Source organism: Pseudomonas sp. BJa3 (genome assembly GCF_026343815.1).
Classification (GTDB): Bacteria; Pseudomonadota; Gammaproteobacteria; order Pseudomonadales; family Pseudomonadaceae; genus Aquipseudomonas; species Aquipseudomonas soli.
This window is the reverse complement of the sequence record NZ_JAOXMC010000006.1, coordinates 303,699-328,914: the sequence shown is the minus strand read 5'-3', so window position 1 is coordinate 328,914 and position 25,216 is coordinate 303,699. Positions and strand designations below refer to the sequence as shown.

Genomic DNA, 25,216 nt, shown 5'->3' with positions numbered 1-25,216 from the left:
AGTTTCTGGCTGACCTTGACGGTGAACGACGGCTGCTGGTCTTCAGTGACATTGCCGTTGCCGACGATGGTGACGGTAACCTTGTCGCCTTGGTTATCAGTACCTGGAGTGCCAGTACCTGGCTCGTCAGTCACGGTGGTGGTGACCGAGTTGTCGCCGAGGGTCAGTTTCTCGAAGTTGTCGCCACCGGCAACGGATTCGATCTTGTTGACGATCGAAGGCTGGCCACCGACAAACACGTCGTCCGGTGCGGTGATGGTGAAGGTACCGCTGGCGCTGCCGGCCGGGATGGTGACCTTGGTGCCATCGGTCAGGGTGAAGGTCAGGCCGTTGTGGCCGGTGACCGACAGGCCCTGGGCATTGGTCAGCGTGACGGTGTAGGTGATCTGGCCGCCTTCACTGACGGTGGTTTTGTCGGCAGACAGGGTCGCGACGACTTCGCTGACGGTGTCGTTGATCTGAACGCTGGCGTTGCCACCGAGCTCGAGGTTCTCGAAGGTCTTGCCGGTGACCGACGCATCGGAAATGCCGACGGTCAGGGTGTCGCCATCCTTGAAGACGTCATCGCCTTGGGCTGTAGCCTTGTACTCAACCTGAGTCTGTCCCGCCGGGATCACGACTTTATCGCCGTTGCTCAGGGTTACGGTCAGGTCCTGACCGAGTTTTTGGCTGACCTTGACGGTGAAGGCAGGCTGCTGGTCTTCGGTGACATCGCCGTTGCCGACGATGGTGACGGTGACCTTGTCGCCCTGATTGTCGGTGCCCGGAGTGCCAGTGCCCGGCTCGTCGGTCACGGTCGTGGTGACCGAGTTGTCGCCGAGGGTCAGCTTCTCGAAGTTATCCGCGCCGCTGACGCTTTCGATCTTGTTGACGATGCTCGGCTGGCCACCGACGAACACGTCGTCCGCAGCGGTGATGGTGAAGGTGCCGCTGGCGCTGCCAGCCGGGATGGTGACCTTGGTGCCGTCGGTCAGGGTGAAGGTCAGGCCGTTGTGGCCGGTGACCGACAGGCCCTGGGCGTTGGTCAGGGTGACGGTGTAGGTGATCTGGCCGCCTTCACTGACGGTGGTTTTGTCGGCAGACAGGGTCGCTACGACTTCGCTGACGGTGTCGTTGATCTGAACGCTGGCGTTGCCACCGAGCTCGAGGTTCTCGAAGGTCTTGCCGGTGACCGACGCATCGGAAATGCCGACGGTCAGGGTGTCGCCATCCTTGAAGACGTCATCGCCTTGGGCTGTAGCCTTGTACTCAACCTGAGTCTGTCCCGCCGGGATCACGACTTTATCGCCGTTGCTCAGGGTTACGGTCAGGTCCTGACCGAGTTTATGGCTGACCTTGACGGTGAAGCTTGGCTGCTGGTCTTCGGTGACCGCGCCGTTGCCAACGATGGTCACGGAAACCTTGTCGCCTTCGTTGCCAGTGCCTGGAGTGCCAGTACCTGGCTCATCGGTCACGGTCGTGGTGAGGGTGTCCTTGCCGAGCGTGAGCTTCTCGAAGTTATCCGCGCCGCTGACGCTTTCGATCTTGTTGACGATCGAGGGCTGGCCACCGACGAACACGTCGTCCGGAGCGTTGATAGTGAAGGTGCCGCTGGCACTGCCGGCCGGAATGGTGACTTTGGTGCCGTCAGTCAGGGTGAAGGTCAGGCCATTGTGGCCGTTGACCGGCAGACCTTGGGCGTTGGTCAGCGTCACGGTGTAGGTGATCTGGCCACCTTCCGACACAGTGGTCTTGTCGGCGGTGAGGGTCGCTACGACTTCGCTGATGGTGTCGGTGATCTGCACCGAGGCGTTGTCACCCAGTTCCAGGTTCTCGAAGGTCTTGCCATCGACGGCGGCATCGGTGATGCCGACGGTCAGGGTATCACCGTCCTTGAAGACGTCATCACCTTGGGCCTTGACCTTGTACTCGGCTTCGGTCTGACCGGCTGGAATGACGACTTTGTCGCCGTTCGACAGGGTTACGGTCAGGTCGTGGTCCAGTTTCTGGCTGACCTTGACGGTGAAGGCTGGCTGCTGGTCTTCGGTGACATCGCCCTTGCCGACGATGGTGACGGTGACCTTGTCGCCCTGGTTGTCGGTGCCTGGATTGCCGGTACCTGGCTCGTCAGTCACGGTGGTGGTGACCGAGTTGTCGCCGAGGGTCAGCTTCTCGAAGTTGTCGCCACCGGCAACCGATTCGATCTTGTTGACGATGCTCGGCTGGCCACCGACGAACACGTCATCCGGTGCGGTGATGGTGAAGGTACCGCTGGCGCTGCCGGCCGGGACGGTGACCTTGGTGCCATCGGTCAGGGTGAAGGTCAGGCCGTTGTGGCCGGTGACCGACAGGCCCTGAGCATTGGTCAGGGTCACGGTGTAGGTGATCTGGCCGCCTTCGGTGACGGTGGTCTTGTCGGCGGTCAGGGTCGCGACGACTTCGCTGACGGTGTCGGTGATCTGCACCGAGGCGTTGCCGCCCAGCTCCAGATTCTCGAAGGACTTGCCGTCAACGGCAGCATCGGTGATGCCGACAGTCAGGGTGTCGCCGTCCTTGAAGACGTCGTCGCCCTGAGCCTTGGCTTTGTACTCGGCTTCGGTCTGACCGGCTGGAATGACGACTTTGTCGCCATTCGACAGGGTCACGGTCAGGTCGTGCTCGAGCTTCTGGCTGACCTTGACGGTGAAGGCCGGTTGCTGGTCTTCGGTGACATCGCCTTTGCCGACGATGGTGACGGTGACCATGTCGCCCTGGTTATCGGTGCCTGGAGTGCCGGTACCTGGCTCGTCAGTCACGGTGGTGGTGACCGAGTTGTCGCCGAGGGTCAGTTTCTCGAAGTTGTCGCCCCCGGCAACCGATTCGATCTTGTTGACGATGCTCGGCTGGCCACCGACGAACACGTCATCCGGTGCGGTGATGGTGAAGGTACCGCTGGCGCTGCCGGCCGGAATGGTGACCTTGGTGCCATCGGTCAGGGTAAAGGTCAGGCCGTTGTGGCCGTTGACCGGCAGGCCCTGGGCATTGGTCAGGGTCACGGTGTAGGTGATCTGGCCACCTTCGTTGACGGTGGTCTTGTCCGCAGTCAGGGTTGCGACGACCTCACTGACGGTGTCGGTGATCTGCACCGAGGCATTGCCGCCCAGTTCCAGATTCTCGAAGGCCTTGCCGTCAACGGCAGCATCGGTGATGCCGACAGTCAGGGTGTCGCCGTCTTTGAAGACGTCGTCGCCTTGGGCTTTGGCTTTGTACTCGGTTTCGGTCTGACCGGCTGGAATGACGACTTTGTCGCCGTTCGACAGGGTCACGGTCAGGTCGTGGTCCAGTTTCTGGCTGACCTTGACGGTGAAGGCGGGTTGCTGGTCTTCGGTGACATCGCCTTTGCCAACGATGGTGACGGTGACCTTGTCGCCTTGGTTATCGGTGCCAGGAGTACCAGTGCCCGGTTCGTCAGTGACGGAGGTCTTCACTTCGTCCTGACCCAGGGTCAGTTTTTCGAAGTTGTCGGCGCCGGTGACGCCTTCCAGCTTGTTGGTGATGGTCGGTTGACCACCGACGAACACGTCATCCGGTGCGGTAATGGTGAAGGTACCGCTGGCGCTGCCCGCCGGAATGGTGACTTTGGTGCCATCGGTCAGGGTGAAGGTCAGGCCGTTGTGGCCGTTGACCGGCAGACCCTGGGCGTTGGTCAGCGTCACGGTGTAGGTGATCTGGCCACCCTCGGACACGGTGGTCTTGTCGGCGGTCAGGGTCGCGACCACTTCGCTGATGGTGTCGGTGATCTGCACCGAGGCGTTGCCGCCCAGTTCCAGGTTCTCGAAGGACTTGCCGTCAACGGCAGCATCGGTGATGCCGACAGTCAGGGTGTCGCCGTCCTTGAAGACGTCATCACCTTGGGCCTTGGCCTTGTACTCGGCTTCGGTCTGACCGGCTGGGATGACCACTTTGTCGCCATTCGACAAGGTGACGGTCAGGTCGTGGTCCAGTTTCTGGCTGACCTTGACGGTGAAGGCAGGCTGCTGGTCTTCGGTGACATCGCCCTTGCCGACGATGGTGACGGTGACCTTGTCGCCCTGGTTGGCGGTGCCTGGAGTGCCGGTACCTGGCTCGTCAGTCACGGTGGTGGTGACCGAGTTGTCGCCGAGGGTCAGCTTCTCGAAGTTATCCGCGCCGCTGACGCTTTCGATCTTGTTGACGATGCTTGGCTGGCCACCGACGAACACGTCGTCCGCAGCGGTGATGGTGAAGGTGCCGCTGGTGCTGCCTGCCGGAATGGTGACCTTGGTGCCATCGGTCAGGGTGAAGGTCAGGCCATTGTGGCCGCTGACCGGCAGACCCTGTGCATTGGTCAGGGTCACGGTATAGGTGATCTGGCCACCTTCGGACACAGTGGTTTTGTCGGCAGTGAGGGTTGCGACGACCTCACTGATGGTGTCGGTGATCTGGACGGAAGCGTTACCGCCCAGCTCCAGATTTTCGAAAGCTTTGCCGTCAACGGCAGCGTCGGTGATGCCGACGGTCAGGGTATCGCCGTCTTTGAAGACGTCATCACCTTGAGCCTTGGCCTTGTATTCGGCTTCGGTCTGACCGGCTGGAATGACGACTTTGTCGCCGTTGCTCAGGGTCACGGTCAGGTCATGGTCGAGCTTCTGGCTGACCTTGACGGTGAAGGCGGGTTGCTGGTCTTCGGTGACATCGCCTTTGCCGACGATGGTGACGGTGACCTTGTCGCCCTGGTTGTCGGTGCCTGGCGTGCCAGTGCCCGGCTCGTCAGTCACGCTCGTGGTGACACTGTTGTCGCCGAGGGTCAGCTTCTCGAAGTTGTCGCCACCGGCAACCGATTCGATCTTGTTGACGATGCTCGGCTGGCCACCGACGAACACATCGTCCGGCGCGGTGATGGTGAAAGTGCCGCTGGCGCTGCCGGCCGGGATGGTGACCTTGGTGCCGTCGGTCAAAGTGAAGGTCAGGCCATTGTGGCCGTTGACCGGCAAACCCTGGGCATTGGTCAGGGTCACGGTATAGGTGATCTGGCCACCTTCGGTAACGGTGGTCTTGTCGGCGGTGAGGGTGGCGACCACTTCACTGACAGTGTCGGTGATCTGCACCGAGGCGTTGCCGCCCAGTTCCAGATTCTCGAAGGCTTTGCCATCGACGGCGGCATCGGTGATGCCGACGGTCAGGGTGTCGCCGTCTTTGAAGACGTCATCACCTTGGGCTTTCGCCTTGTACTCGGCCTCGGTTTGACCGGCTGGAATGACGACTTTGTCGCCGTTCGACAGGGTCACGGTCAGGTCGTGGTCCAGTTTCTGGCTGACCTTGACGGTGAAGGCCGGCTGCTGGTCTTCGGTGACATCGCCTTTGCCGACGATGGTGACGGTGACCTTGTCGCCCTGATTGTCGGTGCCTGGGGTACCAGTGCCCGGCTCGTCAGTGACGGAGGTCTTCACTTCGTCCTGACCCAGGGTCAGTTTTTCGAAGTTGTCGGCACCGGTCACGCTTTCCAGTTTGTTGGTAATGGTCGGTTGACCACCAACGAACACGTCGTCAGGAGCCGTGATGGTGAAGGTACCGCTGGCGCTACCGGCCGGAATGGTGACCTTGGTGCCATCGGTCAGGGTGAAGGTCAGGCCGTTATGGCCGTTTACCGGCAGACCTTGGGCATTGGTCAGGGTCACGGTGTAGGTGATCTGGCCGCCTTCGGTGACGGTGGTCTTGTCGGCGGTCAGGGTAGCGACCACTTCGCTGACAGTGTCGGTGATCTGCACCGAGGCGTTGCCGCCCAGTTCCAGATTCTCGAAGGCCTTGCCGTCAACGGCAGCATCGGTGATGCCGACGGTCAGGGTATCGCCGTCCTTGAAGACGTCGTCGCCCTGAGCCTTGGCCTTGTACTCGGCTTCGGTTTGACCGGCTGGGATCACGACCTTGTCGCCGTTGGAGAGGGTCACGGTCAGGTCGTGGTCGAGCTTCTGGCTGACCTTGACGGTGAAGGCTGGCTGTTGGTCTTCGGTGACATCGCCTTTGCCAACGATGGTGACGGTGACCTTGTCGCCCTGGTTGTCGGTGCCTGGAGTGCCAGTGCCCGGCTCGTCAGTCACGCTCGTGGTGACACTGTTGTCGCCGAGGGTCAGTTTCTCGAAGTTGTCGCCACCGGCAACCGATTCGATCTTGTTGACGATGCTCGGCTGGCCACCGACAAACACGTCGTCCGGGGCCGTGATGGTGAAGGTGCCGCTGGCACTGCCCGCCGGAATGGTGACTTTGGTGCCATCGGTCAGGGTGAAGGTCAGGCCATTGTGGCCGTTGACCGGCAGACCTTGGGCATTGGTCAGCGTCACGGTGTAAGTGATCTGGCCGCCCTCGGACACGGTGGTCTTGTCGGCGGTGAGGGTTGCGACGACTTCGCTGATGGTGTCGGTGATCTGAACCGAGGCGTTGCCACCCAGCTCCAGATTTTCGAAAGCTTTGCCGTCAACGGCAGCATCGGTGATGCCGACGGTGAGGGTATCGCCGTCTTTGAAGACGTCATCGCCCTGGGTCTTGGCCTTGTATTCGGCTTCGGTCTGGCCGGCCGGGATCACGACCTTGTCGCCATTGGACAGGGTGACGGTCAGGTCGTGGTCGAGTTTCTGGCTGACCTTGACCGTGAAGGCGGGTTGCTGGTCTTCGGTGACATCGCCCTTGCCGACGATGGTGACGGTGACCTTGTCGCCTTGGTTATCGGTACCAGGAGTACCAGTGCCCGGTTCGTCAGTGACGGAGGTCTTCACTTCGTCCTGAACCAGGGTCAGTTTTTCGAAGTTGTCGGCGCCGGTGACGCCTTCCAGCTTGTTGGTGATGGTCGGTTGGCCACCGACGAACACGTCATCCGGTGCGGTAATGGTGAAGGTGCCGCTGGCGCTGCCGGCCGGGATGGTGACCTTGGTGCCATCGGTCAGGGTGAAGGTCAGGCCATTGTGGCCGTTGACCGGCAGACCTTGGGCGTTGGTCAGCGTCACGGTGTAGGTGATTTGGCCACCTTCCGACACAGTGGTCTTGTCGGCGGTGAGGGTCGCTACTACTTCACTGACGGTGTCGGTGATCTGCACGGTGGCATCGCCACCCAACTGCAGGTTCTCGAAGGTCTTGCCCGTCACGCTGGCATCGGTCACGCCGAGGGTCACGGAGCCGGCGTCCTTGAATACGTCGTCGCCTTGGGCCGGCAGGCTGTAGGTGGCCTGGGTCTGGCCGGCGCCGATAACCACAGTGGCGCCATTGGAAAGGGTCACGGTCAGGTCATGGTCGAGCTTCTGGCTGACTGAAACAGTAAAGGTCGGCTGTTCGGCCTCGGTCACGTTGCCATTGCTGGCGATGCTGACGGTCACCGTGTCGATGCTGTCGCTGATCACGGTCTGGGTTGGCGTGGTGTCGGGCACCAGTTTTTCGAAGTTGCCGCCGGTGGCGCCGGTGATGCTGGTGCTGACCGTGCTGCCGTTGACGAACACATCGTTGGCCGGGGTCTGGAAGTCGACGCTGCCAGCGCTTTCGCCGGCTTTGACGGTAATAGTCTGGCCATTGGACAGAGTGACGCTGACCGGAGTCTGGGCCGGGTTGGTCAGAGTCACGGTGTAGGTGATCACGCCGCCTTCGGTGACGCTTGGGGTCGCGGTCAGGGTGGCAGTGGTAGTGTCGATCGAATCGTTGATCTTCGTTTCCGCTGGTGCCGGGTTCGGCTCCAGTTTCTCGAAGTTGCCGCCCGTTGTGCCCGTGATCGTGGTGCTTACAGTGCTGCCATTGTTATAGACGTCATTGGCCGGGGTCTGGAAGTCAACGCTGCCGGACGACTTGCCGGCGTCGATGGTGACGGTCTGTCCGTTGGACAGGGTGATGGTGACTGGAGTCTGGGCCGGGTTGGTCAGAGTCACGGTGTAGGTGATCACGCCACCTTCGGTCACACTTGGGGTCGCGGTCAGGGTGGCGGTGGTAGTGTCGACGGAGTCGTTGATCTTCGTTTCCGCTGGTGCTGGGTTCGCCACCAGATTCTCGAAGTTGCCGCCCGTTGCCCCCGTGATCGTGGTGCTTACAGTGCTGCCATTGTTATAGACGTCATTGGCCGGGGTCTGGAAATCAACGCTGCCTGACGACTTGCCGGCTTCGATGGTGACGGTCTGGCCATTGGACAGGGTGACGGTGACCGGGGTCTGGGCCGGGTTGGTCAGGGTCACGGTGTAGGTGATCACGCCACCTTCGGTCACGCTTGGATTGGCGGTCAGCGTGGCAGTTGTGGTGTCGATGGTGTCGGTGACCTGGGTCACCGCCGGGGTGGTACTCGGCGTGACGATCAGGCCATTGCCGCCGCTTGTACCGGTGATGGTCGCGGAAATCTGGCCGCCATCAATGTAGGGCGTGTCGTTGGCCGGGATATTGACGTTGACGGTGCCGGTAGTCTGGCCGGCCGGGATCACGATGACGGCGCCGTTGGACAGGGTCACGGTCAGGTTGGTCAGCGGAGGCTGGCCGACGGTGGCGGTATAGACGATGACGCCACCCGCCTCGGTGATCGTGGGGGTGGCGCTCAGGGTCAGACCGGTGGTGAGCGGGACGTTGGCCGTGTTGGTGCTGGCAGCGTTGCCGTCCAGTCCGCCCAGCTCCTCGACCGCCAGGCCGTTGCCGAAGCCTATCGGACCGGTGGGGAAGCCGATGGTCGCGTCGACCACTCCGGCGGTTTCCTGAAGCAGGACGAAGCTATGCCCGCCGCCTACCGAACCGCCGCCCGCCGCGGCCGGGCCGGCTGCGGTGGCTTCAAGTTCGGTGGTCGGGTCGACGCCGGCGGCAATGGCTTGCTGCAGCTCTTCGACCGAGGGCGCCGCCTGGGCGGTGGCCTGGCTCAGGTCAATACTGCTGTCGGGGGCGTCGGCACTCCACTGGGTGTCGCGACCGAGGTCGAGCAAACGGCCGTCGGCCAGCTCCAGAGTGACCGCGCCGCCAGTGCCGGTGTCTACCTGTTCACCGGCAAGCAGGCGATCGCCTTCGATCAGAACGCGCCGGATGCCTTCTGGGGAAACTGCGATGACTTGGCCAACAATGCTTTTGACGATGGCAACAACAGTGCTCATTGGACTCTCCGGACTACCCGTTCAGTTGGCTTCCATGCCCGGCCGGCATTCGAAGGCGGCGACTGATGGAATGTTTCAATAATGTTTTTGACGCATAATTGCGTCAATTTTACGTCTATAATTTCTGGCTATTAAGTTTATGCCAAACTATTGACCTTCTGGCTGCCATCCTAAACAATCGCCAAGGTAATGTCACATTGATATTTGGCCAGCCAACCCCTTTCTTTTGTATTAATCGCACTGCCTATTCGGAAGCTTCCTACATACAGATCAGGGTTCGCCATTTTCCAAGGCAGGCACGGCTTCGGCTGTGATTTGGGACAACAGCTCTCTCGGGAACCAGTAAAAATGCGTGCGTCACTGTTCACCGCTCTTCCTTTCGCTCTCGCCGCCTCTTTCGTTCAAGCACAAACCTTGCCCGAAGCCATGCAGAAGGCCCTCGAGGTACACCCGGAAATCCAGGCCGGCGTGAACGCGCGCACGGCCGCGGACTATCAACTGCGTGCAGCCCAGGGCGGCTATTTGCCGCGGGTCGATGTGACGGCCGGTTATGGCCGCGAGGGCACCGACAGCCCAAGCACCCGCAACCGCTGGGAGACGCTCAACCGTGGCGAATCGGCGATCCGCCTGCGGCAAATGGTCTTTGACGGTTTTGCCACCTCCAGCGAGGTCGGGCGTCAACAAGCCACCGTCAACGCACGTGCCTACTCCCTGCTGGGGACCTCCGAGCGCACCGCGCTGACCGTCGCCCAGGTCTACCTGGACGTGCTATCGCGCCGTGAGATGGTGCGCCTGGCCGAAGAAAACCTGCGCAACCACGATCGTATCCTCGACCAGATCAAGTTGCGCACCAGCCGTGGAGTAGGCCGCATGGCCGACCTCGACCAGGCCGAAGCGCGCCAGGCCCAGGCCCGCAACAACCTGATCACCGAGCAGACCAACCTGGCCGATGCCAACACCAACTACCTGAGCGTCGTCGGGCAAATGCCCGACGAGTTAAGCACGCCCGCGCCATTTGTCGACCTGTTGCCGGCGACCCTCGATGAAGCTCGCCACCAGTTGGTCGAAGAGAGCCCGATCCTGCGTTCGGCCGAGTCGGACATCGCGGCTGCCGAGAAGCAATACGAAGCGGCAAAGTCTACGTTCTATCCACGTTTCGATGCCGAACTCGGACGAACGGCCGACAACAACCTCGACGGCGCGGTCGGCCACAACAACGAATGGCAGGCCATGCTGCGCATGAACTTCAACCTGTACGCCGGCGGCAGCAACAAGGCGGACCTGGAATCGAAGTCGTATCTGGCCAACCAGGCACTGGACATCCGCAACAACGCCTTGCGACAGCTCAATGAGGAGTTAGGCCTGGCATGGAATGCTCTGGAAAACGCCAACGCCCAGGTGCCGATCGCCCAGCAGTACGTCGATCACAGCAACCGGGTGCGCAGCGCCTATCAGCAGCAGTTCGGCCTGGGCGAGCGAACCCTGCTCGACTTGCTCGACAGCGAGAATGAAACCTTCACCGCCCAGCGCCGCCTGGTGGAGGTGAAGAACATACAAATGTTTACTCAGTACCGAATCAAGGCGACCATCGGCCAGCTGCTCAAGAGCCAGGGTGTCGTCGCGCCGATGGCGACGGTTGTGCAGAACGACCTGAAGCCCAAGGTGAACCTGCCGGGCATGAACTGAGGGAAGTCTTGAGTATCCCTGGCTCCTTCCGACGGTGGCTGCAGGCCGTTGGTTGGAGCGGGTTCAGCTGTTGGAATGGTCGACCTTGATGGTCGGATCGGCACCGCTGATCAGTGACTGGATCGTGGTGTTCGACCAGTTGACACCCTCGAGCTTGATGCTGACATCGGCATTTGCCAAGCCGCCGGCAGCGTTCAGTTTGCCGTCGCTGCTCGCCTGTAGCGTGGTCTCGCCGTCGACAGTGGTGATTCTGAGGAAGTTGTCGATGGCAATGTCCTCCTCACTCTGTAGCAGATCGCGCAGGTCGAGTCGGTCGCCTTCCTGGACGTTGAAGTCCCGGATCACATCGTTACCTTCGTCGCCGGCCCTCCACACGAAGGTATCGGCCCCTTTGCCTCCGATCAGCACGTCGTCACCTTTGCCACCCTCTATGTGATCGTCGCCACCCTGGCCGAAGATAATGTCCTGGCCAGCACCGCCCAGCAGTGTGTCGGCTCCATCATTTCTGCCCGAAACGTTAAATTCGGCGCTGTGCTCGGTGATGAAATTGTGCATGGTTTCGGTATTTACAGCATTCACCGGCATGTTCAATTTGTCGGCGACGTAATCTTGAATTGCATGAACACCAGCGCTGGCGATGCCGTCGAAGGTGATCAGGTCGCCGAAAAGAATGTCGTTGCCGCCACCACCATCGACGGTATCGTTACCCGGTCGGACAGACTCGGTGGTTCCGAAGATAGCCTCGGCCAGCTTGCTCGGGTCGATATTGGCCTGCGGCACGCCGTCGGAATCAAAAGGGTTCAGTTCCACAAGCTGGATACTGTCATTTATGCCGATGGCCTCGACATTGGACAGGTCTTTCAGCAGTTCGAAGCTGGCAAGTGCGTTGAGGAGGGAGTTAGGGCCCTGCTTTGGGTTTTCATGTACGACAGTAGACAGTTCGTAACCGCCATGGCCATTTGCGTACAATTTCCCAAGTGGCTCATGCTTCCATGTTTTATCGCTGTAATAGCTCAGCGTCAGGCTGCCATCGCTATCGATATTTATAGTGGAAGTGCCGCTGCCAAGGTGGCCGTTGTATGTCATGCCCTTCTGATAATCTATAGTGCTCAGGAAACTATCCAGAGTAGTGCCTGAGTCACCCAGTATCGGGTTGATGCGCTCTTCTTGATAATGGGTTGGTACGCCATCGGTGAGGAAGAACGTCTGGTTACTGGCACAGCTGCCAGCACTCTGGAGATTATTGAACCAATTGGCAGTTGTCTTGAATGCATCTTCATAGTTTGTGCCAGCGTTATCGCCCTCTCCCGGTTTGAGGGTGTTCAAGGCATCGAGCAATTGCTTTAAGCCTTCTTCGTTCAGGGTAACCGAAACGATGCTGTTGACGTTGGAGGAGAAGTCCACCAGGAGGATGTTCACGCTGCCTGAGTGGGCGCTCTGGGCGCTGGCGGCCAATACCTTGAACACTGTCTCGAGAGACTTTTTCGCTGCACCGACGCCTTCTTCTTTCATACTGGCAGAGGTGTCCACGATGAACGCAAGGTTGTAGTTCTGCCCGGGCAGGACACGCCAGCCCGCAATGTCTGCCACAACGATATTGTGATCAGCGGTGAGGGCGTAGGTGTCATCTCCCTCGTTCAGATTGATGCCGACGTAGGCCTGCGGCTGATCAGTAAAGGATGACGTCGCGTTAGGTGCATGGATCGTGTTGAGCGCCCGAGCGCCTGAGGTATATGCATTGCCAGGGGATTCGTGGAGATCGCTACAACTCGATGGCGTGCCAGTATCGGTTGGGAAGCCGATTCTCGGGGCGACCATCCCTGCGGTTTCTTCTAGCATGACGCGGCTGTGGCCACCGTCATCAGGGGCGTTTGGGGCGACGATTGGGATATCGAATTCGATAGTCGCGTCTGCGCCCACCGTGGTGGTTTGCTGCAGTGCTTCGCTCGACGATGCGGCTGTGCTGAGGTCGCTGCTGCCTGGAGGAGTGCCGGTCCACCGGGTGTCGCCACCCAGTTCGAAGATGCGACCATCGGCCAGTTCAAGGGTCACCGAGCCGCCGATGCCAGTGTCGAGTTGCTCTCCGGCAAGCAAGCGGTCGCCTTCGATCAATATACGCTGGATACCCTCTGGAGAAACTGCGATAACCTGGCCAACAAGGCTTTTTACGATGGCGGCAACAGTGCTCATTTAACTCTCCAAACTTTTATGCAGGGGTCTGCCATAGTGGCGGCCATGTGGTTATGTCACTTGGGCTTGGTGTGCTTGAATATGTGGCGCAAGCTTTAGGCTTTGCCTGCTCGATGGGCATGCTGCGTTGAAATAGGCTCGAGTTGAACTTTTACAGCCTGTAGGTTCGAGCACGGCCCGACCGCTCTTCGCCTTTTTTTGCCTTGCCTGATCGCCGCGCGACAACTATTCGTGATAACCCTAGGCCTGACTATGCCCCTAGGGTTTGCCTGAGTCCTTGGCATGTTTCGGATGATGCTAAGCAATAATTTTTGCACTTCATATCGGAAATCGTGTTTCTGAAGAGTATTCCTACATGCCGTACATGATTGGGTAAATATTCCTACTGCTACAAGTGAGCTTTCATCTTAAAAGGTTAGGAGGAATTAGCTCTTATAGTCGTGACAGTATTTTTCCGGGAATCAGTTGAATGCGTGTGTTCTTGTTCGCCGCTCTACCTTTCACTTTCATCACTACGCTTGTTCAAGCCCAGACGTTGCCCGAAGCCATGCAGAAAACCCTTGAGGTGCACCCGGAAATCCAGGCCGGCGTGAACGCACGCGCGGCTGTGGACCATCAATTGCGTGCAGCCCAAGGCGGCTATTTGCCGCGGGTCGAAGTGACCGCCGGCTATGGCCGCGAGGGCAGCGACAGCCCAGGCACCCGCAATCGCTGGGAGACGCTCAACCGTGGCGAATCGGCGATCCGCCTGCGGCAGATGGTCTTCGACGGCTTCGCCACTTCCAGTGAGGTCGGGCGTCAACAGGCTACCGTCAACGCTCGCGCCTACTCCCTGCTGGGCACCTCTGAGCGCACCGCGCTGACAGTTGCCCAGGTCTACCTCGATGTGCTGTCGCGCCGGGAGATGGTGCGCCTGGCCGAAGATAACCTGCGAAACCACGAACGCATCCTTGACCAGATCAAGTTGCGAACCAGCCGTGGCGTCGGCCGTCTTGCCGACCTCGACCAGGCCGAGGCGCGCCTGGCCCAGGCCCGCAACAACCTGACCACCGAGCAGACCAACCTGGCTGATGCCAATATCAATTACCTGAGCGTCGTCGGGCAGATGCCCGACGAATTAAGCATGCCTGCGCCATTTCTGGACCTGCTGCCGGCCACCCTTGAGGAGGCCCGTCATCAGTTGATCAAGAACAGTCCGATTCTGCGTTCGGCCGAGTCGGACATCGCCGCCGCCGAAAAACAATACGAAGCGGCAAAGTCCACGTTCTATCCGCGCTTCGATGCCGAAATTGGACGAACGGTAGCCAACAACCTAGACGGTGCGACCGGCCACAACAACGAGTGGCAGGCGATGCTGCGCATGAACTTCAACCTGTACGCAGGCGGCAGCAACAAGGCGGACCTGGAATCGAAGTCGTACCTGGCCAACCAGGCACTGGACATTCGTAACAACGCCTTGCGCCAACTCAATGAGGAGTTAGGCTTGGCATGGAATGCTCTGGACAACGCCAACACCCAGGTGCCGATCGCCCAGCAGTACGTCGATCACAGCAAGCGGGTGCGCAGCGCCTACCAGCAGCAGTTCGGCCTGGGCGAGCGAACCCTGCTCGACTTGCTCGACAGCGAGAATGAAACCTTCACCGCCCAGCGTCGTCTGGTGGAAGTGAAGAACATACAAATGTTTACTCAGTACCGAATCAAGGCGACCATTGGCCAACTGCTCAAGAGCCAGGGTGTTGTAGCCCCGATGGCCACCGTTGTGCAGAACGACCTGAAACCCAAGGTGAACCTGCCAGGCATGAACTGAAAGGCGCCTTGAACCCACCCCCCGCAAGGATGAAGAGAGCGCCGCGTGGAATCCGAAGTCAGTCGAGTCCAACTCAGCCACGATCCACGCAGTCAGCATGACGACCCGCTGCTGGACAGTCTGCTGACCCTGTGTGTCCTGCATCAGAAACCCGCCAGCCGGGCCATGCTGACCACCGGGCTGCCCTTGCCCTCACAACGCCTGACCGCCGAGTTGCTGCCGCGTGCGGCCGCACGGGCCGGGCTGCAGGGGCGCCTGTTGCAGCGCAAGCTGGAGCAGATACCCAGCATCGCCATGCCGGCGATGCTGCTGCTCAAGGAAGGCCGCTGCGCGGTGCTGCTGGGCTGGGAAAATGAAGACACCGCGCGGCTGCTGCTCAGCGAAAGCGACGGCGGCGAAGTGCATGTCACCCGTGAGGCGTTGCTGGGCGACTATAGCGGCAAGGTGTTCTTCGCCCAGCCCCAGCACAAGTTCGACGTCAACCACGGCAACCTGATCCCTCGCGCGCGCTCCTGGTTCCGCGACACGCTGCTGCGCAGCAAATGGCTGTACATCGATGCCATCGCCGCGAGCCTGGTGATCAACCTGATCGCCCTGGCAGCGCCGCTGTTCGTGATGAACGTCTATGACCGCGTGGTGCCCAACCAGGCCACCTCGACCCTGTGGGTGCTGGCGGTGGGTATCGCCGGGGCCTATGTGTTCGACCTGATCCTCAAAGGACTACGCAGCCTGTGCCTGGACCTGGCCGGCAAGAAGACCGACCTGATCATATCGGCGACGCTGTTCGAGCGTATCGTCGGCATGGCCATGAAGTACCGGCCGGCGCGGGTCGGCAGCTTCGCCCAGAACATCCATGAGTTTCAGGGCCTGCGTGACTTTCTTGCCTCGTTGACACTGACCAGCCTGATCGACCTACCGTTCACTCTGCTAATCCTGGTGGTCATCGCCATCATCGGGGGGCACCTTGTATGGATTCCGATCCTGGCGTTCCCCCTTGCCTTGGGTATTGGCTACGCCTTGCAGAAACCGCTGATGGCGACCATGGAACGCACCATGGCTTTGGCCTCCGAGCGGCAGTCGAGCTTGATCGAGACCCTGGCCGGACTGGACGGGATCAAGGTCAACAACGCCGAGAGTGAGCGTCAGTACATGTGGGAGCAGACCCTAGGCACCTTAAGCCGACTGGAACTGCGGGTGAAGGTGCTGTCGGGCCTGGCCATGAACATTACCGCGCTGGTCCAGCAATTGGCGGGCGTGGCCATGATCTGCGTGGGCGTCTACCTGATCATCGACGGCAATCTCAGCATGGGTGGCCTGGTGGCCTGCTACATGCTCAGCGGTCGGGCCCTTGGCCCACTGGGCTCGCTGAACGGCCTGCTGGCCCGCTATCAGCAAGCCAAGGTGACCATGGTTGCCACCGACCAGATGATGGAGTTGCCCCAGGAGCGCAATTTCGAAGAGCGTCCGCTGAGCCGTCAGGTGCTGCAGGGCGCGATCGAGTTCCGCGGCGTCGAGTTCACCTATCCAAACCAGCAGAACCAGGCGCTCAAGGGCATCAACCTGAATATCCGTCCGGGTGAGAAGGTTGGCATCATCGGTCGCAGTGGTTCGGGCAAGAGCTCCCTGGCCAAGCTGATCGTCGGCCTGTACGAACCAGATAACGGCTCGCTGCTGGTCGATGGCGTGGATATCCGCCAGATCGACGTCAGCGAACTGCGCCATAACATCGGCTACGTGCCCCAGGACATCCAGCTGTTGGCCGGCACCCTGCGCGACAACCTGGTCAGCGGCGCCCGCTACATCGAGGACGAGCTGATTCTCCAGGCCGCGGAACTGGCCGGCGTGCACGAGTTCGCCCGCCTGCACCCCGACGGCTACGAATTGCAGGTCGGCGAGCGCGGCCAAAATCTTTCCGGTGGCCAGCGGCAGAACGTCGCTCTGGGTCGTGCGTTGTTGCTCAACCCGCAGATTCTGCTGCTCGACGAGCCCACGAGCGCCATGGACAACACCGGCGAGGAGCGGCTCAAGCAGCGCCTCGCCGCAGTGGTCGAGAACAAGACCGTGCTGCTGGTTACCCACCGGGCGTCGCTGCTGTCGCTGGTGGATCGATTGATCGTCATCGATCGTGGACAGATCGTCGCGGATGGCCCGAAAGCCGCCGTCATGGATGCGCTGAAGAAGGGGCAGATCAGTGTTGCATAAGCTGGATATGGGGCGTTTCAAGGACAACCTGCGCCGCTACTTCAAGGGCTCCGAGTCGCTGGCCGGGCAGCCGCTGCCCGAGGTCAACAAGGCGCTGATCGAGGACGCGCCGCGAGTGGTGCGTCTGACCATCTGGGGCGTGATCGCGTTCTTCTTGTTTCTCATCGTCTGGGCCAGCGTCGCGCCCATCGACGAGGTGACCCGTGGGGAGGGCAAGGCCATCCCGTCATCCAAGGTGCAGAAAATCCAAAACCTTGAAGGTGGCATCGTTGCCGAGATCTTCGCCAAGGAGGGGGAGATCGTCGAAGTCGGCCAGCCGCTGCTGCGCCTGGACGAGACCCGCTTTGCCTCCAACGTCGACGAGACCGAGGCCTCGCGCTTGGCCATGGCTCTGCGTGTGCAGCGTCTGAACGCCGAGGTCGAGGACAAGCCGCTGCAGATTGACGAGGAACTGCGCAAAGCCGCCCCAAGCCAGGCGGCCAACGAGCAGTCGCTGTACCTGAGTCGGCGTCAGCAGCTGCAGGACGAGATTGGCGGTCTGCAACAGCAACTCGTGCAAAAGCAACAAGAGCTACGCGAGTTCAACTCCAAGCGCGCCCAGTACGCCAACAGCCTGCAGCTGCTGCGCCAGGAGATCGCCATGTCCGAGCCGTTGGTGGCCCAAGGCGCTATCTCTCAGGTCGAGGTGCTGCGGCTGCGCCGGGCCGAGGTTGAGAACCGTGGGCAGATGGACTCCACCGCCCTTGCTATCCCGCGGGCCGAGGCGGCGATCAAGGAGGTCGAGAGCAAGATCGAGGAGACCCGCGGCAAGTTCCGCAGCGAGGCGCTGACCCAGCTCAACGAGGCCCGCACCGAGCTGAACAAGGCCACCGCCACCAGCAAGGCGCTGGATGACCGCGTGCACCGCACCATGGTCACTTCGCCAGTGCGAGGTATCGTCAAGCAGTTGCTGGTCAACACCATCGGTGGAGTGATCCAACCGGGCAGCGACATCATCGAGATCGTGCCGCTGGACGATACCTTGGTGATCGAGGCGAAGATCCTGCCCAAGGATATCGCCTTCCTGCATCCAGGCCAGGAAGCCACGGTCAAGTTCACAGCCTATGACTACACCATCTATGGCGGGATGAAGGCCAAGCTGGAGCAGATCGGCGCCGATACCATCACCGACGAAGACAAGAAGACCACCTACTACTTGATCAAGCTGCGCACCGAGAAGAGCCACCTGGGCAGCGACGAGAAGCCGCTGCTGATCATCCCGGGAATGGTGGCGACGGTAGACATCATGACCGGCAAGAAGACCATCATGAGCTACCTGCTCAAGCCGATCATCAAGGCGCGCAGCGAAGCGCTGCGTGAGCGCTGATCGCCTCAAGGGGCATCAGCAGTGCTTGTGGGAGCGGGCTGCGCCCGCGATGGCGTAAGTGCAAGCAGAGATGTTGCTTGGTCCGATGCCATGGCGGGGCAGTCAGTCATTCCAGATATTGCGCCGCCGCGTTGACCAATGTCCGTGCAATCTCTTCACGTAGCGTCTGCGGCGCTTCCACCACCAGTCCATCGCCCTGGCTCAGCAACCACCAGCGCAAGGGCCAACCGTCCGCCACCGTCGCTCGCAGTCGGTGCCCCTGATCCAGGGCGGTCAACCGCATATCCGCGCTCAGCGGTGTCTCGCGCAGGCGGCGGGCCAGCAAATCGCTGATCCACGCCTGCAGTTCGATGCCCTGACCTTGTCCAGGCTGCAAAGTATCGCCGCGCAGATACCCCTGCAGGTCGAAATTTCCGCGTAACTCCCCGCCGGCGTTGGCCGACCAGTGCCAGCCGAACGGGATGCTCTTGTCATTGCGCTCCAGTGGAAAGATCAGCGACAGCTCGTTGAGGTCGCGCTCGACCGTGCGTTTGCTGACATTGAAGCCCACGTCACGCAGGCGCCACACCAGTTCGGCACTGGTGATCCCGGGGGAGCGGCTGGGCAACTGGCGCAGCAATGCCCATTGGCGGCTGAGGGTGGCACGGGTGGTGGCGAACGGCAAAAGGAAACGTCCTTGTCTAGGCTTGCGGGCATAGGATGGCGGCACGTGCAGGGCATGGCAATTGGCCACAGCCTGCTCAGATCAAGGAAGATGCAATTGGTTGCCTGGGATCAATTCGTTCGCGACAGGTTTTGTCGTGGCATCGCGCAGAATCACGCCTCATCACAGTGGAGGTTGGAGCTGTGGGTCGTTCAATGAGGATGAACATGTCTGCCGCCAGCAATATCCACTCGCTGCTTGCCCGGCTTCTACCGGAGCGGATCGTCCCGGCGCCGGCTCGCCCGGGGCAGCGCCACCGGCTGTTCGCCGGGGTCGGCATGCCCGCCCAACAGGCCCTGAGCGGCGAGCGCTTTGGCCTGATCGACCGCCTGGACGAGGCAGTCGACCTGCAGGCGGTCTACCACGACCTCTGCCGCCAGGCCCTGCTGGGCAATGTCGCGGCGCTCAACGACCTGGGCTGGGTCTGGCTCAATGGCAAGTATTGGCGCGGCGACACGGTGCTGGCGGGGCACCTGTTGCGCATGGCGGCGTTGCAGGGCAACGCTGCCGCCTGGTTCAACCTCGGCCAGCAGCAATACTTCGGCAAGGGCGTCGATGTTTCCTACGTTAACGCGGCCGAATACTACCGCCATGCTTTCGAGCGGGGCATGGTGCATGCCGCTGCGGCGCTGGGCGATCTGTACGAGGAAGAGGTGTGCGACGGCGAACAGGAGTGGCAGGTCGACCCTCTCGAGGCTTACCAATGGTTTCTGCGTGGCGCCGAGCGTGGCGAGAAGCGCTGCCGCTTCGAAGTGGGGTACCGACTGCTGCACGGCCTGTACGTCGAGGCCGATATCAAGGCCGGTCTGTACTGGCTGGAGTTGGCGGCGGCAACCGGGGTGATGCAGGCCGCCGAGGAGCTGGCTGTGCATTTCAGCAGCCGCGACGCGGCGCGCTACCTGGGCTGGCGCGACCAGGCAATCCAACTGGGCAGCACGCTGGCACTGACCATGAAGCTGGAAGACCAGATCCAGCCTTAGCGCAGCGCGCCTGCCGGGATCATGAACAACCTTTCATGTTTTCCCTCCGTCACCTGCGGTTGACGACAGGGGGAGGGCAGGGCGTATATTGATAGTTAGCAAACTATGAATATCCTCGGTTCTCACATGTCCCTCGACGCACTGCACCTGAAAATCAGCAGCGGCATGGTTGTGGCTGCCCGGCACTGGCGCCGCCTGTGCCAGGGCGCCCTGACCGGCTACGGTATTTCCGAAGCCTGCGCCGTCCCCTTGCTGATGATCGTGCGCCTGGGCGATGGCGTGCATCAGGTGGCGGTGGCCCAGGCGGCCGGGTTGGAAAGCCCGTCGCTGGTGCGCCTGCTCGACCAGCTGTGCAAGGCTGGCCTGGTATGCCGCAGCGAGGATCCGCTGGACCGTCGTGCCAAGGCGCTGAGCCTGACCGTCGAGGGCCGCGCCCTGGCCGAGTCCATCGAAGGCGAGCTGGTGCGCCTGCGTCGTGAGGTGCTTGGAGGCATAGACCAGGCCGACCTGGAGGCCACCTTGCGGGTCATCCATGCCTTCGAACAGGCAGGCCTGCAGCCATGAGTGGCTTCTTCAGCTCGGTCCCGCCTGCCCGCGACTGGTTCTACGGCGTGCGCACCTTCGCCGCCTCGATGATTGCCCTGTATATCGCCCTGCTGATGCAGCTGCCGCGCCCGTACTGGGCCATGGCCACGGTCTATATCGTCTCCAGCCCATTCCTCGGCCCGACCACATCCAAGGCGCTGTACCGCGCCCTGGGCACCTTGCTGGGCGCTGGCGGGGCGATCCTGCTGGTGCCACCGCTGGTGCAATCGCCGCTGCTGCTGAGCATCGCCATCGCCCTGTGGACCGGCACGTTGCTGTTCCTCTCGCTGAACCTGCGCACGGCCAACAACTACGTGCTGATGCTGGCCGGCTACACCCTGCCGATGATCGCCCTGGCGGTGGTCGATAACCCGCTGGCAGTGTTTGACGTGGCCTCGTCCAGGGCCCAGGAAATCTGCCTGGGAATCGTCTGCGCGGCGGTGGTTGGCGCGGTGTTCTGGCCGCGCCGGCTGGCACCTGTGGTGGTCGGCGCCACCGGCAGCTGGTTCGGCGAAGCGATTCGCTACTGCGACACCTACCTGGCCCGCGAAGCCGGCGCCGACAAGGTCGGCGGCATGCGTGGCGCGATGGTCGCCACCTTCAACTCGCTGGAGCTGATGATCGGCCAGCTCGGCCATGAAGGCGCCGGCCCGCATACCTTGAAGAACGCCCGCGAATTGCGCGGGCGGATGATCCATCTGCTGCCGGTGATCGACGCGCTCGACGATGCCCTGATCGCCCTTGAAGGTCGTGCCCCGGCGCAGTTCGCCTTGCTGCAACCGGTGCTGGACAGCGCCCGTAAATGGCTCGAAGGCACCGCCGACAGCGCCTCGGTGGCACGCTGGACCGCCCTGCACGAGCAGATCGACCGCCTGCAGCCGGGCGCCGCCGCCCTCGACCAGCGCGCCGAGCTGCTGCTGTCCAACGCCCTCTATCGCCTGACCGAATGGGCCGACCTCTGGCAGGACTGCTGCAGCCTGCAGCACGCCCTGCGCAAGGACGACGCCACGCCCTGGCGCGCGGTCTATCGTCACTGGCGCCTGGGTCGGCTGACGCCGTTCTTCGATCGCGGCCTGATGCTCTACTCGGTGTTTTCCACCGTCACCGCCATCGTCGTCGCCTGCGGCCTGTGGATCGGCCTTGGCTGGAACGACGGCGCCAGCGCGGTGATCCTCGCCGCCGTGTCGTGCAGTTTCTTCGCCGCCATGGACGACCCGGCGCCGCAGATCTACCGGTTCTTCTTCTGGACGCTGATGTCGGTGATCTTCTCCAGCCTGTACCTGTTCCTGGTGCTGCCCAACCTGCATGATTTCGCCATGCTGGTGCTGGCGTTTGCCGTGCCGTTCATCTGCGTCGGCACCCTGACCGTGCAGCCGCGCTTCTACCTCGGCACCTTGCTGACCATCGTCAACACCTCGACCTTCATCAGCATCCAGGGTGCCTACGACGCTGACTTTTTCACCTTCCTCAATTCCAACCTGGCCGGTCCCGTGGGGCTGCTGTTCGCCTTCATCTGGACCCTGGTGGTACGCCCGTTCGGCGTGGAACTGGCGGCCAAGCGCATGACCCGCTTCGCCTGGCGCGACATTGTCGAGATGACCGCGCCGGCCACCCTGGCCGAGCACCGCCAGGTCGGCGTGCAGATGCTCGACCGCCTGATGCAGCACCTGCCTCGCCTGTCGCAGACCGGCCAGGACAGTGGCGTGGCCTTGCGCGACCTGCGCGTGGGCCTGAATCTGCTCGACCTGCTGGCGTACATGCCGCGCGCCGGCGCCCAGGCTCGCGAGCGCCTGCAGACGGTGATCGAGGAAGTCGGCGCGCACTATGCCGCCTGCCTGCGCGCCGGCGAGCGCCTGCATGCCCCGGCGGCACTGCTGCGCAACATGGAGCGCGCGCGCCTGGCGCTGAACCTCGATGAGCTTTACGAGCGCGGCGATGCCCGCACCCACCTGCTGCACGCCCTGGCCGGTTTGCGCCTGGCGCTGCTGCCAGGTGTCGAGGTGATGCTCGAGCCCGCCGAACAAACGCAACTGCCCCCGGGCCTCGACGGAGCACCCCTGTGATCGGTGAACTGGATATCAGCGGGGTGTTCCTGCCCACGCTGCTGGTGATGATGTTTGGCACCTACCTGTTGTACCTGGGGGTGCACGCAGTGCTGGTGCGCCTGCATTTCTGCCGCCTGGTCTGGCACCGGGCGCTGTTCAACGTTGCCCTGTATGCCGTGCTGCTTGGCGCGGTGGACCACTTTTGCCGAAGCCTGATGCTGCCATGAAAAAACCTTTGCTGACCTTGGGCCGCGTGGTCCTGACCTTGCTGGTAGTGACCTTCGCCGCCGTGCTCGTGTGGCAGATGGTGGTGTACTACATGTTCGCCCCCTGGACCCGCGACGGCCATATCCGCGCTGACGTGATCCAGATCGCCCCGGATGTCTCCGGGCTGATCCAGCAGGTCGAGGTGCGCGACAACCAGACCATCAAGCGCGGTGACGTGCTGTTCACCATCGACCAGGACCGTTTCACCCTGGCCCTGCGCCAGGCCAAGGCAACCCTGGCCGAACGCCAGGAAACCCTGGCCCAGGCCTCCCGCGAGGCCCAGCGCAACCGTAAGCTGGGCAACCTGGTGGCGGCCGAGCAGTTGGAAGAGAGCCAGTCCCGCGAGGCCCGCGCCCGTTCGGCGGTGAGCGAGGCCCAGGTGCAGGTGGATGTCGCCCAGCTCAACCTCGACCGCTCGGTGGTGCGCAGCCCGGTGGATGGCTACCTCAACGACCGCGCCCCGCGCGCTCATGAGTTCGTCAGCGCCGGGCGCCCGGTGTTGTCGGTGGTCGACAGCGCCTCGTATCACGTCGATGGCTATTTCGAGGAAACCAAGCTGGGCGGGATCCATATCGGCGACGCCGTGGATATCCGTGTGATGGGCGACCCCACCCGCCTGCGCGGCCGAGTGCAGAGCCTATCCGCCGGTATCGAGGACCGCGACCGCAGCAGCGGCGCCAACCTGCTGCCCAACGTCAACCCGGCGTTCAGTTGGGTGCGCCTGGCCCAGCGGATCCCGGTACGCATCACCTTCGACGAAGTGCCGGCGGACTTTCGCATGATCGCCGGGCGCACCGCCACGGTGTCGATCGTAGAGGGCCAACGCCCATGAAACAGCTGATCCTGGCGGGGCTGTGCCTGTCCCTTGGCGCCTGCATGATGGTCGGCCCGGACTACGAGCTGCCCAAGGAGGCCGCCGTGCAGCGCGGCGACCTCAACGGCCCGCTGCGCCAGGACGCCGATAGCGTGGTCTCGGCGCCAGTGCCCGAGGACTGGTGGCAGCTGTACCAGGATCAAAGGCTCAACCAGCTGGTGCGCGAGGCGCTCGGCGCCAACACCGAGCTGCGCGTGGCTGCCGCCAACATCGCCAAGGCCCGCGCCCAGGTGGAGGTGGCCGAGTCGCAGGGTGGCTTCAATGGTGGCGTCAAGCTGGGTGCCCAGCGCCTACAGGAGTCCGGCGAAGCGTTCCTGCTGCCGGAGAAAGTGCCGGTTGCCAACATTGGCGAGGCGATCATCAGCGCCAGCTACCAGTTCGACCTTTGGGGCACCTTCAAGCGCGGCACCGAGGCCGCCAAGGCCAATGCCGATGCCGTGCAAGCCGCCGCCGACACCGCGCGCATCACCCTGGTGGCCGATGTGGTCAAGGCGTACACCCAGGTGTGCTCGGCCAACGAGGAGTACCACATCGCCCGCGAGTCGCTGGACCTGCAGCAGCAGAGCGTGCAACTGACCCAGCGTCTGCGCGACGCCGGGCGTGGCGACGAGAGCCAGGTCACCCGGTCGCAGACCCAGTTCAAGTCCTTGCGCGCCGAGCTGCCGCGCTTCAAGGCCGAGCGCGAGGCGGGCCTCTACACGCTGGCCGCGTTGCTGGCCAGGCCTGTCGAGCAATTGCCTGCCGGCACCGCCGATTGCGCCGAGCTGCCACAGCTGTCACAACTGGTTCCGGTCGGCGATGGCGCCGCTCTGCTCAAGCGCCGCCCGGATGTGCGTCAGGCCGAACGCCAGCTGGCGGCAGCCACTGCCACCATCGGTGTGGCCACCGGCGCGCTGTACCCGGATATCAGCATCGGCGCCCAGGTGGGCACCATCGGCATCCTCGACAACCTCGGTGAGCCGGCCACCAACCGCTGGGGCTTCGGCCCGCAGGTCAGTTGGGCCATCCCCACCAACGGCACCCGCGCGCGCATCCGCATGGCCGAGGCCTCGACCCAAGCGGCGCTGGCACATTTCGATGGGGTGGTACTGAATGCCATTCGCGAAACCCAGACCCGCCTGGCGCAATACAGCGCGCTGCTGGATCGGCGCGACGCGCTGGCCGAGGCGGAGCGCTCCGCCAAGGAGTCGGCGGACCAGACCCACATGCGCTATCAGGTGGGGCGTGAGTCGTTCCTGGCGGATCTGCAAGCGACGCGGACCTACACCGATGCACGGGCGCAGCTGGCGGCGGCCAACAGTCAGGTGGCGATGGGGCAGATAGGCGTGTTCCTGGCCTTGGGTGGCGGCTGGAAAAGCAGTGCCAGACCTTGAGGAAGAGTGTGGGAGCGACGCATCGCCGCTCCCACGAACCCCTATGAAGCCCCCATTTCCCTTGGGG

13 protein-coding genes are annotated in these 25,216 nt (G+C 62.3%); 10 read left to right on the top strand and 3 right to left on the bottom strand.

What is annotated here, in order from left to right:
• On the bottom strand, positions 1-9,071 hold a 9,071-nt coding region (locus OH705_RS09750), incomplete at its 3' end, for a retention module-containing protein (RefSeq protein WP_267302051.1).
• A gap of 348 nt (positions 9,072-9,419) precedes the next feature.
• On the opposite strand from OH705_RS09750, the gene OH705_RS09745 reads away from it, so the two are divergent.
• On the top strand, positions 9,420-10,757 hold the full coding sequence (locus OH705_RS09745) for a TolC family outer membrane protein (RefSeq protein ID WP_038707140.1): 1,338 nt from the start codon (positions 9,420-9,422) through the stop codon (positions 10,755-10,757).
• A 63-nt stretch (positions 10,758-10,820) separates the two neighbouring features.
• Here the strand turns inward: OH705_RS09745 and OH705_RS09740 are convergent, their stop codons facing one another.
• Positions 10,821-12,947 (bottom strand): retention module-containing protein, encoded by a 2,127-nt coding sequence (locus OH705_RS09740; protein WP_267302049.1) that lies wholly within the window; start codon positions 12,945-12,947, stop codon positions 10,821-10,823.
• A gap of 469 nt (positions 12,948-13,416) precedes the next feature.
• Here OH705_RS09740 and OH705_RS09735 point away from each other — a divergent pair, with 469 nt between their 5' ends.
• From OH705_RS09735 to OH705_RS09725, 3 genes are read left to right on the top strand one after another with little or no spacing between them, the layout of a single operon-like run.
• Entirely contained in the window at positions 13,417-14,754 is a 1,338-nt protein-coding gene (locus OH705_RS09735; protein ID WP_094011626.1) for a TolC family outer membrane protein, read from the top strand.
• A gap of 45 nt (positions 14,755-14,799) precedes the next feature.
• The gene (locus OH705_RS09730; RefSeq protein WP_038707141.1) at positions 14,800-16,956 is read left to right on the top strand and encodes a type I secretion system permease/ATPase; all 2,157 of its coding nucleotides are present in this window, start codon (positions 14,800-14,802) and stop codon (positions 16,954-16,956) included.
• A 7-nt stretch (positions 16,957-16,963) separates the two neighbouring features.
• Complete coding sequence (locus tag OH705_RS09725; protein ID WP_031315213.1) at positions 16,964-18,322, top strand: HlyD family type I secretion periplasmic adaptor subunit; 1,359 nt, start codon at positions 16,964-16,966, stop codon at positions 18,320-18,322.
• Between the two features lie 106 nt (positions 18,323-18,428).
• Here OH705_RS09725 and OH705_RS09720 read toward each other — a convergent pair whose 3' ends face one another.
• A complete protein-coding gene (locus OH705_RS09720) occupies positions 18,429-18,986 on the bottom strand; it encodes a WYL domain-containing protein (RefSeq protein WP_094011625.1) in 558 nt (185 codons plus the stop codon).
• A gap of 206 nt (positions 18,987-19,192) precedes the next feature.
• Between OH705_RS09720 and OH705_RS09715 the strand changes: the two genes are divergently transcribed.
• The 6 genes from OH705_RS09715 to OH705_RS09690 all read left to right on the top strand — a co-directional run bounded on the left by OH705_RS09715 (position 19,193) and on the right by OH705_RS09690 (position 25,149).
• Entirely contained in the window at positions 19,193-20,005 is an 813-nt protein-coding gene (locus OH705_RS09715; protein ID WP_094011624.1) for a tetratricopeptide repeat protein, read from the top strand.
• 126 nt (positions 20,006-20,131) lie between these two features.
• Entirely contained in the window at positions 20,132-20,569 is a 438-nt protein-coding gene (locus tag OH705_RS09710; protein WP_023630816.1) for a MarR family winged helix-turn-helix transcriptional regulator, read from the top strand.
• Entirely contained in the window at positions 20,566-22,653 is a 2,088-nt protein-coding gene (locus OH705_RS09705; RefSeq protein WP_038707142.1) for an FUSC family protein, read from the top strand. The genes OH705_RS09710 and OH705_RS09705 overlap by 4 nt, the downstream gene beginning before the upstream one ends.
• Positions 22,650-22,862 carry a DUF1656 domain-containing protein gene (locus OH705_RS09700; RefSeq protein WP_267302047.1) on the top strand — a complete coding sequence of 71 codons (213 nt, stop codon included), beginning with the start codon at positions 22,650-22,652 and terminating at the stop codon, positions 22,860-22,862. Before OH705_RS09705 ends, OH705_RS09700 begins: the two co-directional genes overlap by 4 nt.
• Positions 22,859-23,734, top strand: a complete 876-nt coding sequence (locus tag OH705_RS09695; RefSeq protein ID WP_094011623.1) for an HlyD family secretion protein — start codon at positions 22,859-22,861, stop codon at positions 23,732-23,734. Before OH705_RS09700 ends, OH705_RS09695 begins: the two co-directional genes overlap by 4 nt.
• Positions 23,731-25,149: an efflux transporter outer membrane subunit gene (locus OH705_RS09690; protein WP_094011622.1), complete on the top strand. Its 1,419-nt coding sequence runs from the start codon at positions 23,731-23,733 to the stop codon at positions 25,147-25,149. The genes OH705_RS09695 and OH705_RS09690 overlap by 4 nt, the downstream gene beginning before the upstream one ends.
• Positions 25,150-25,216 lie beyond the last annotated feature (67 nt).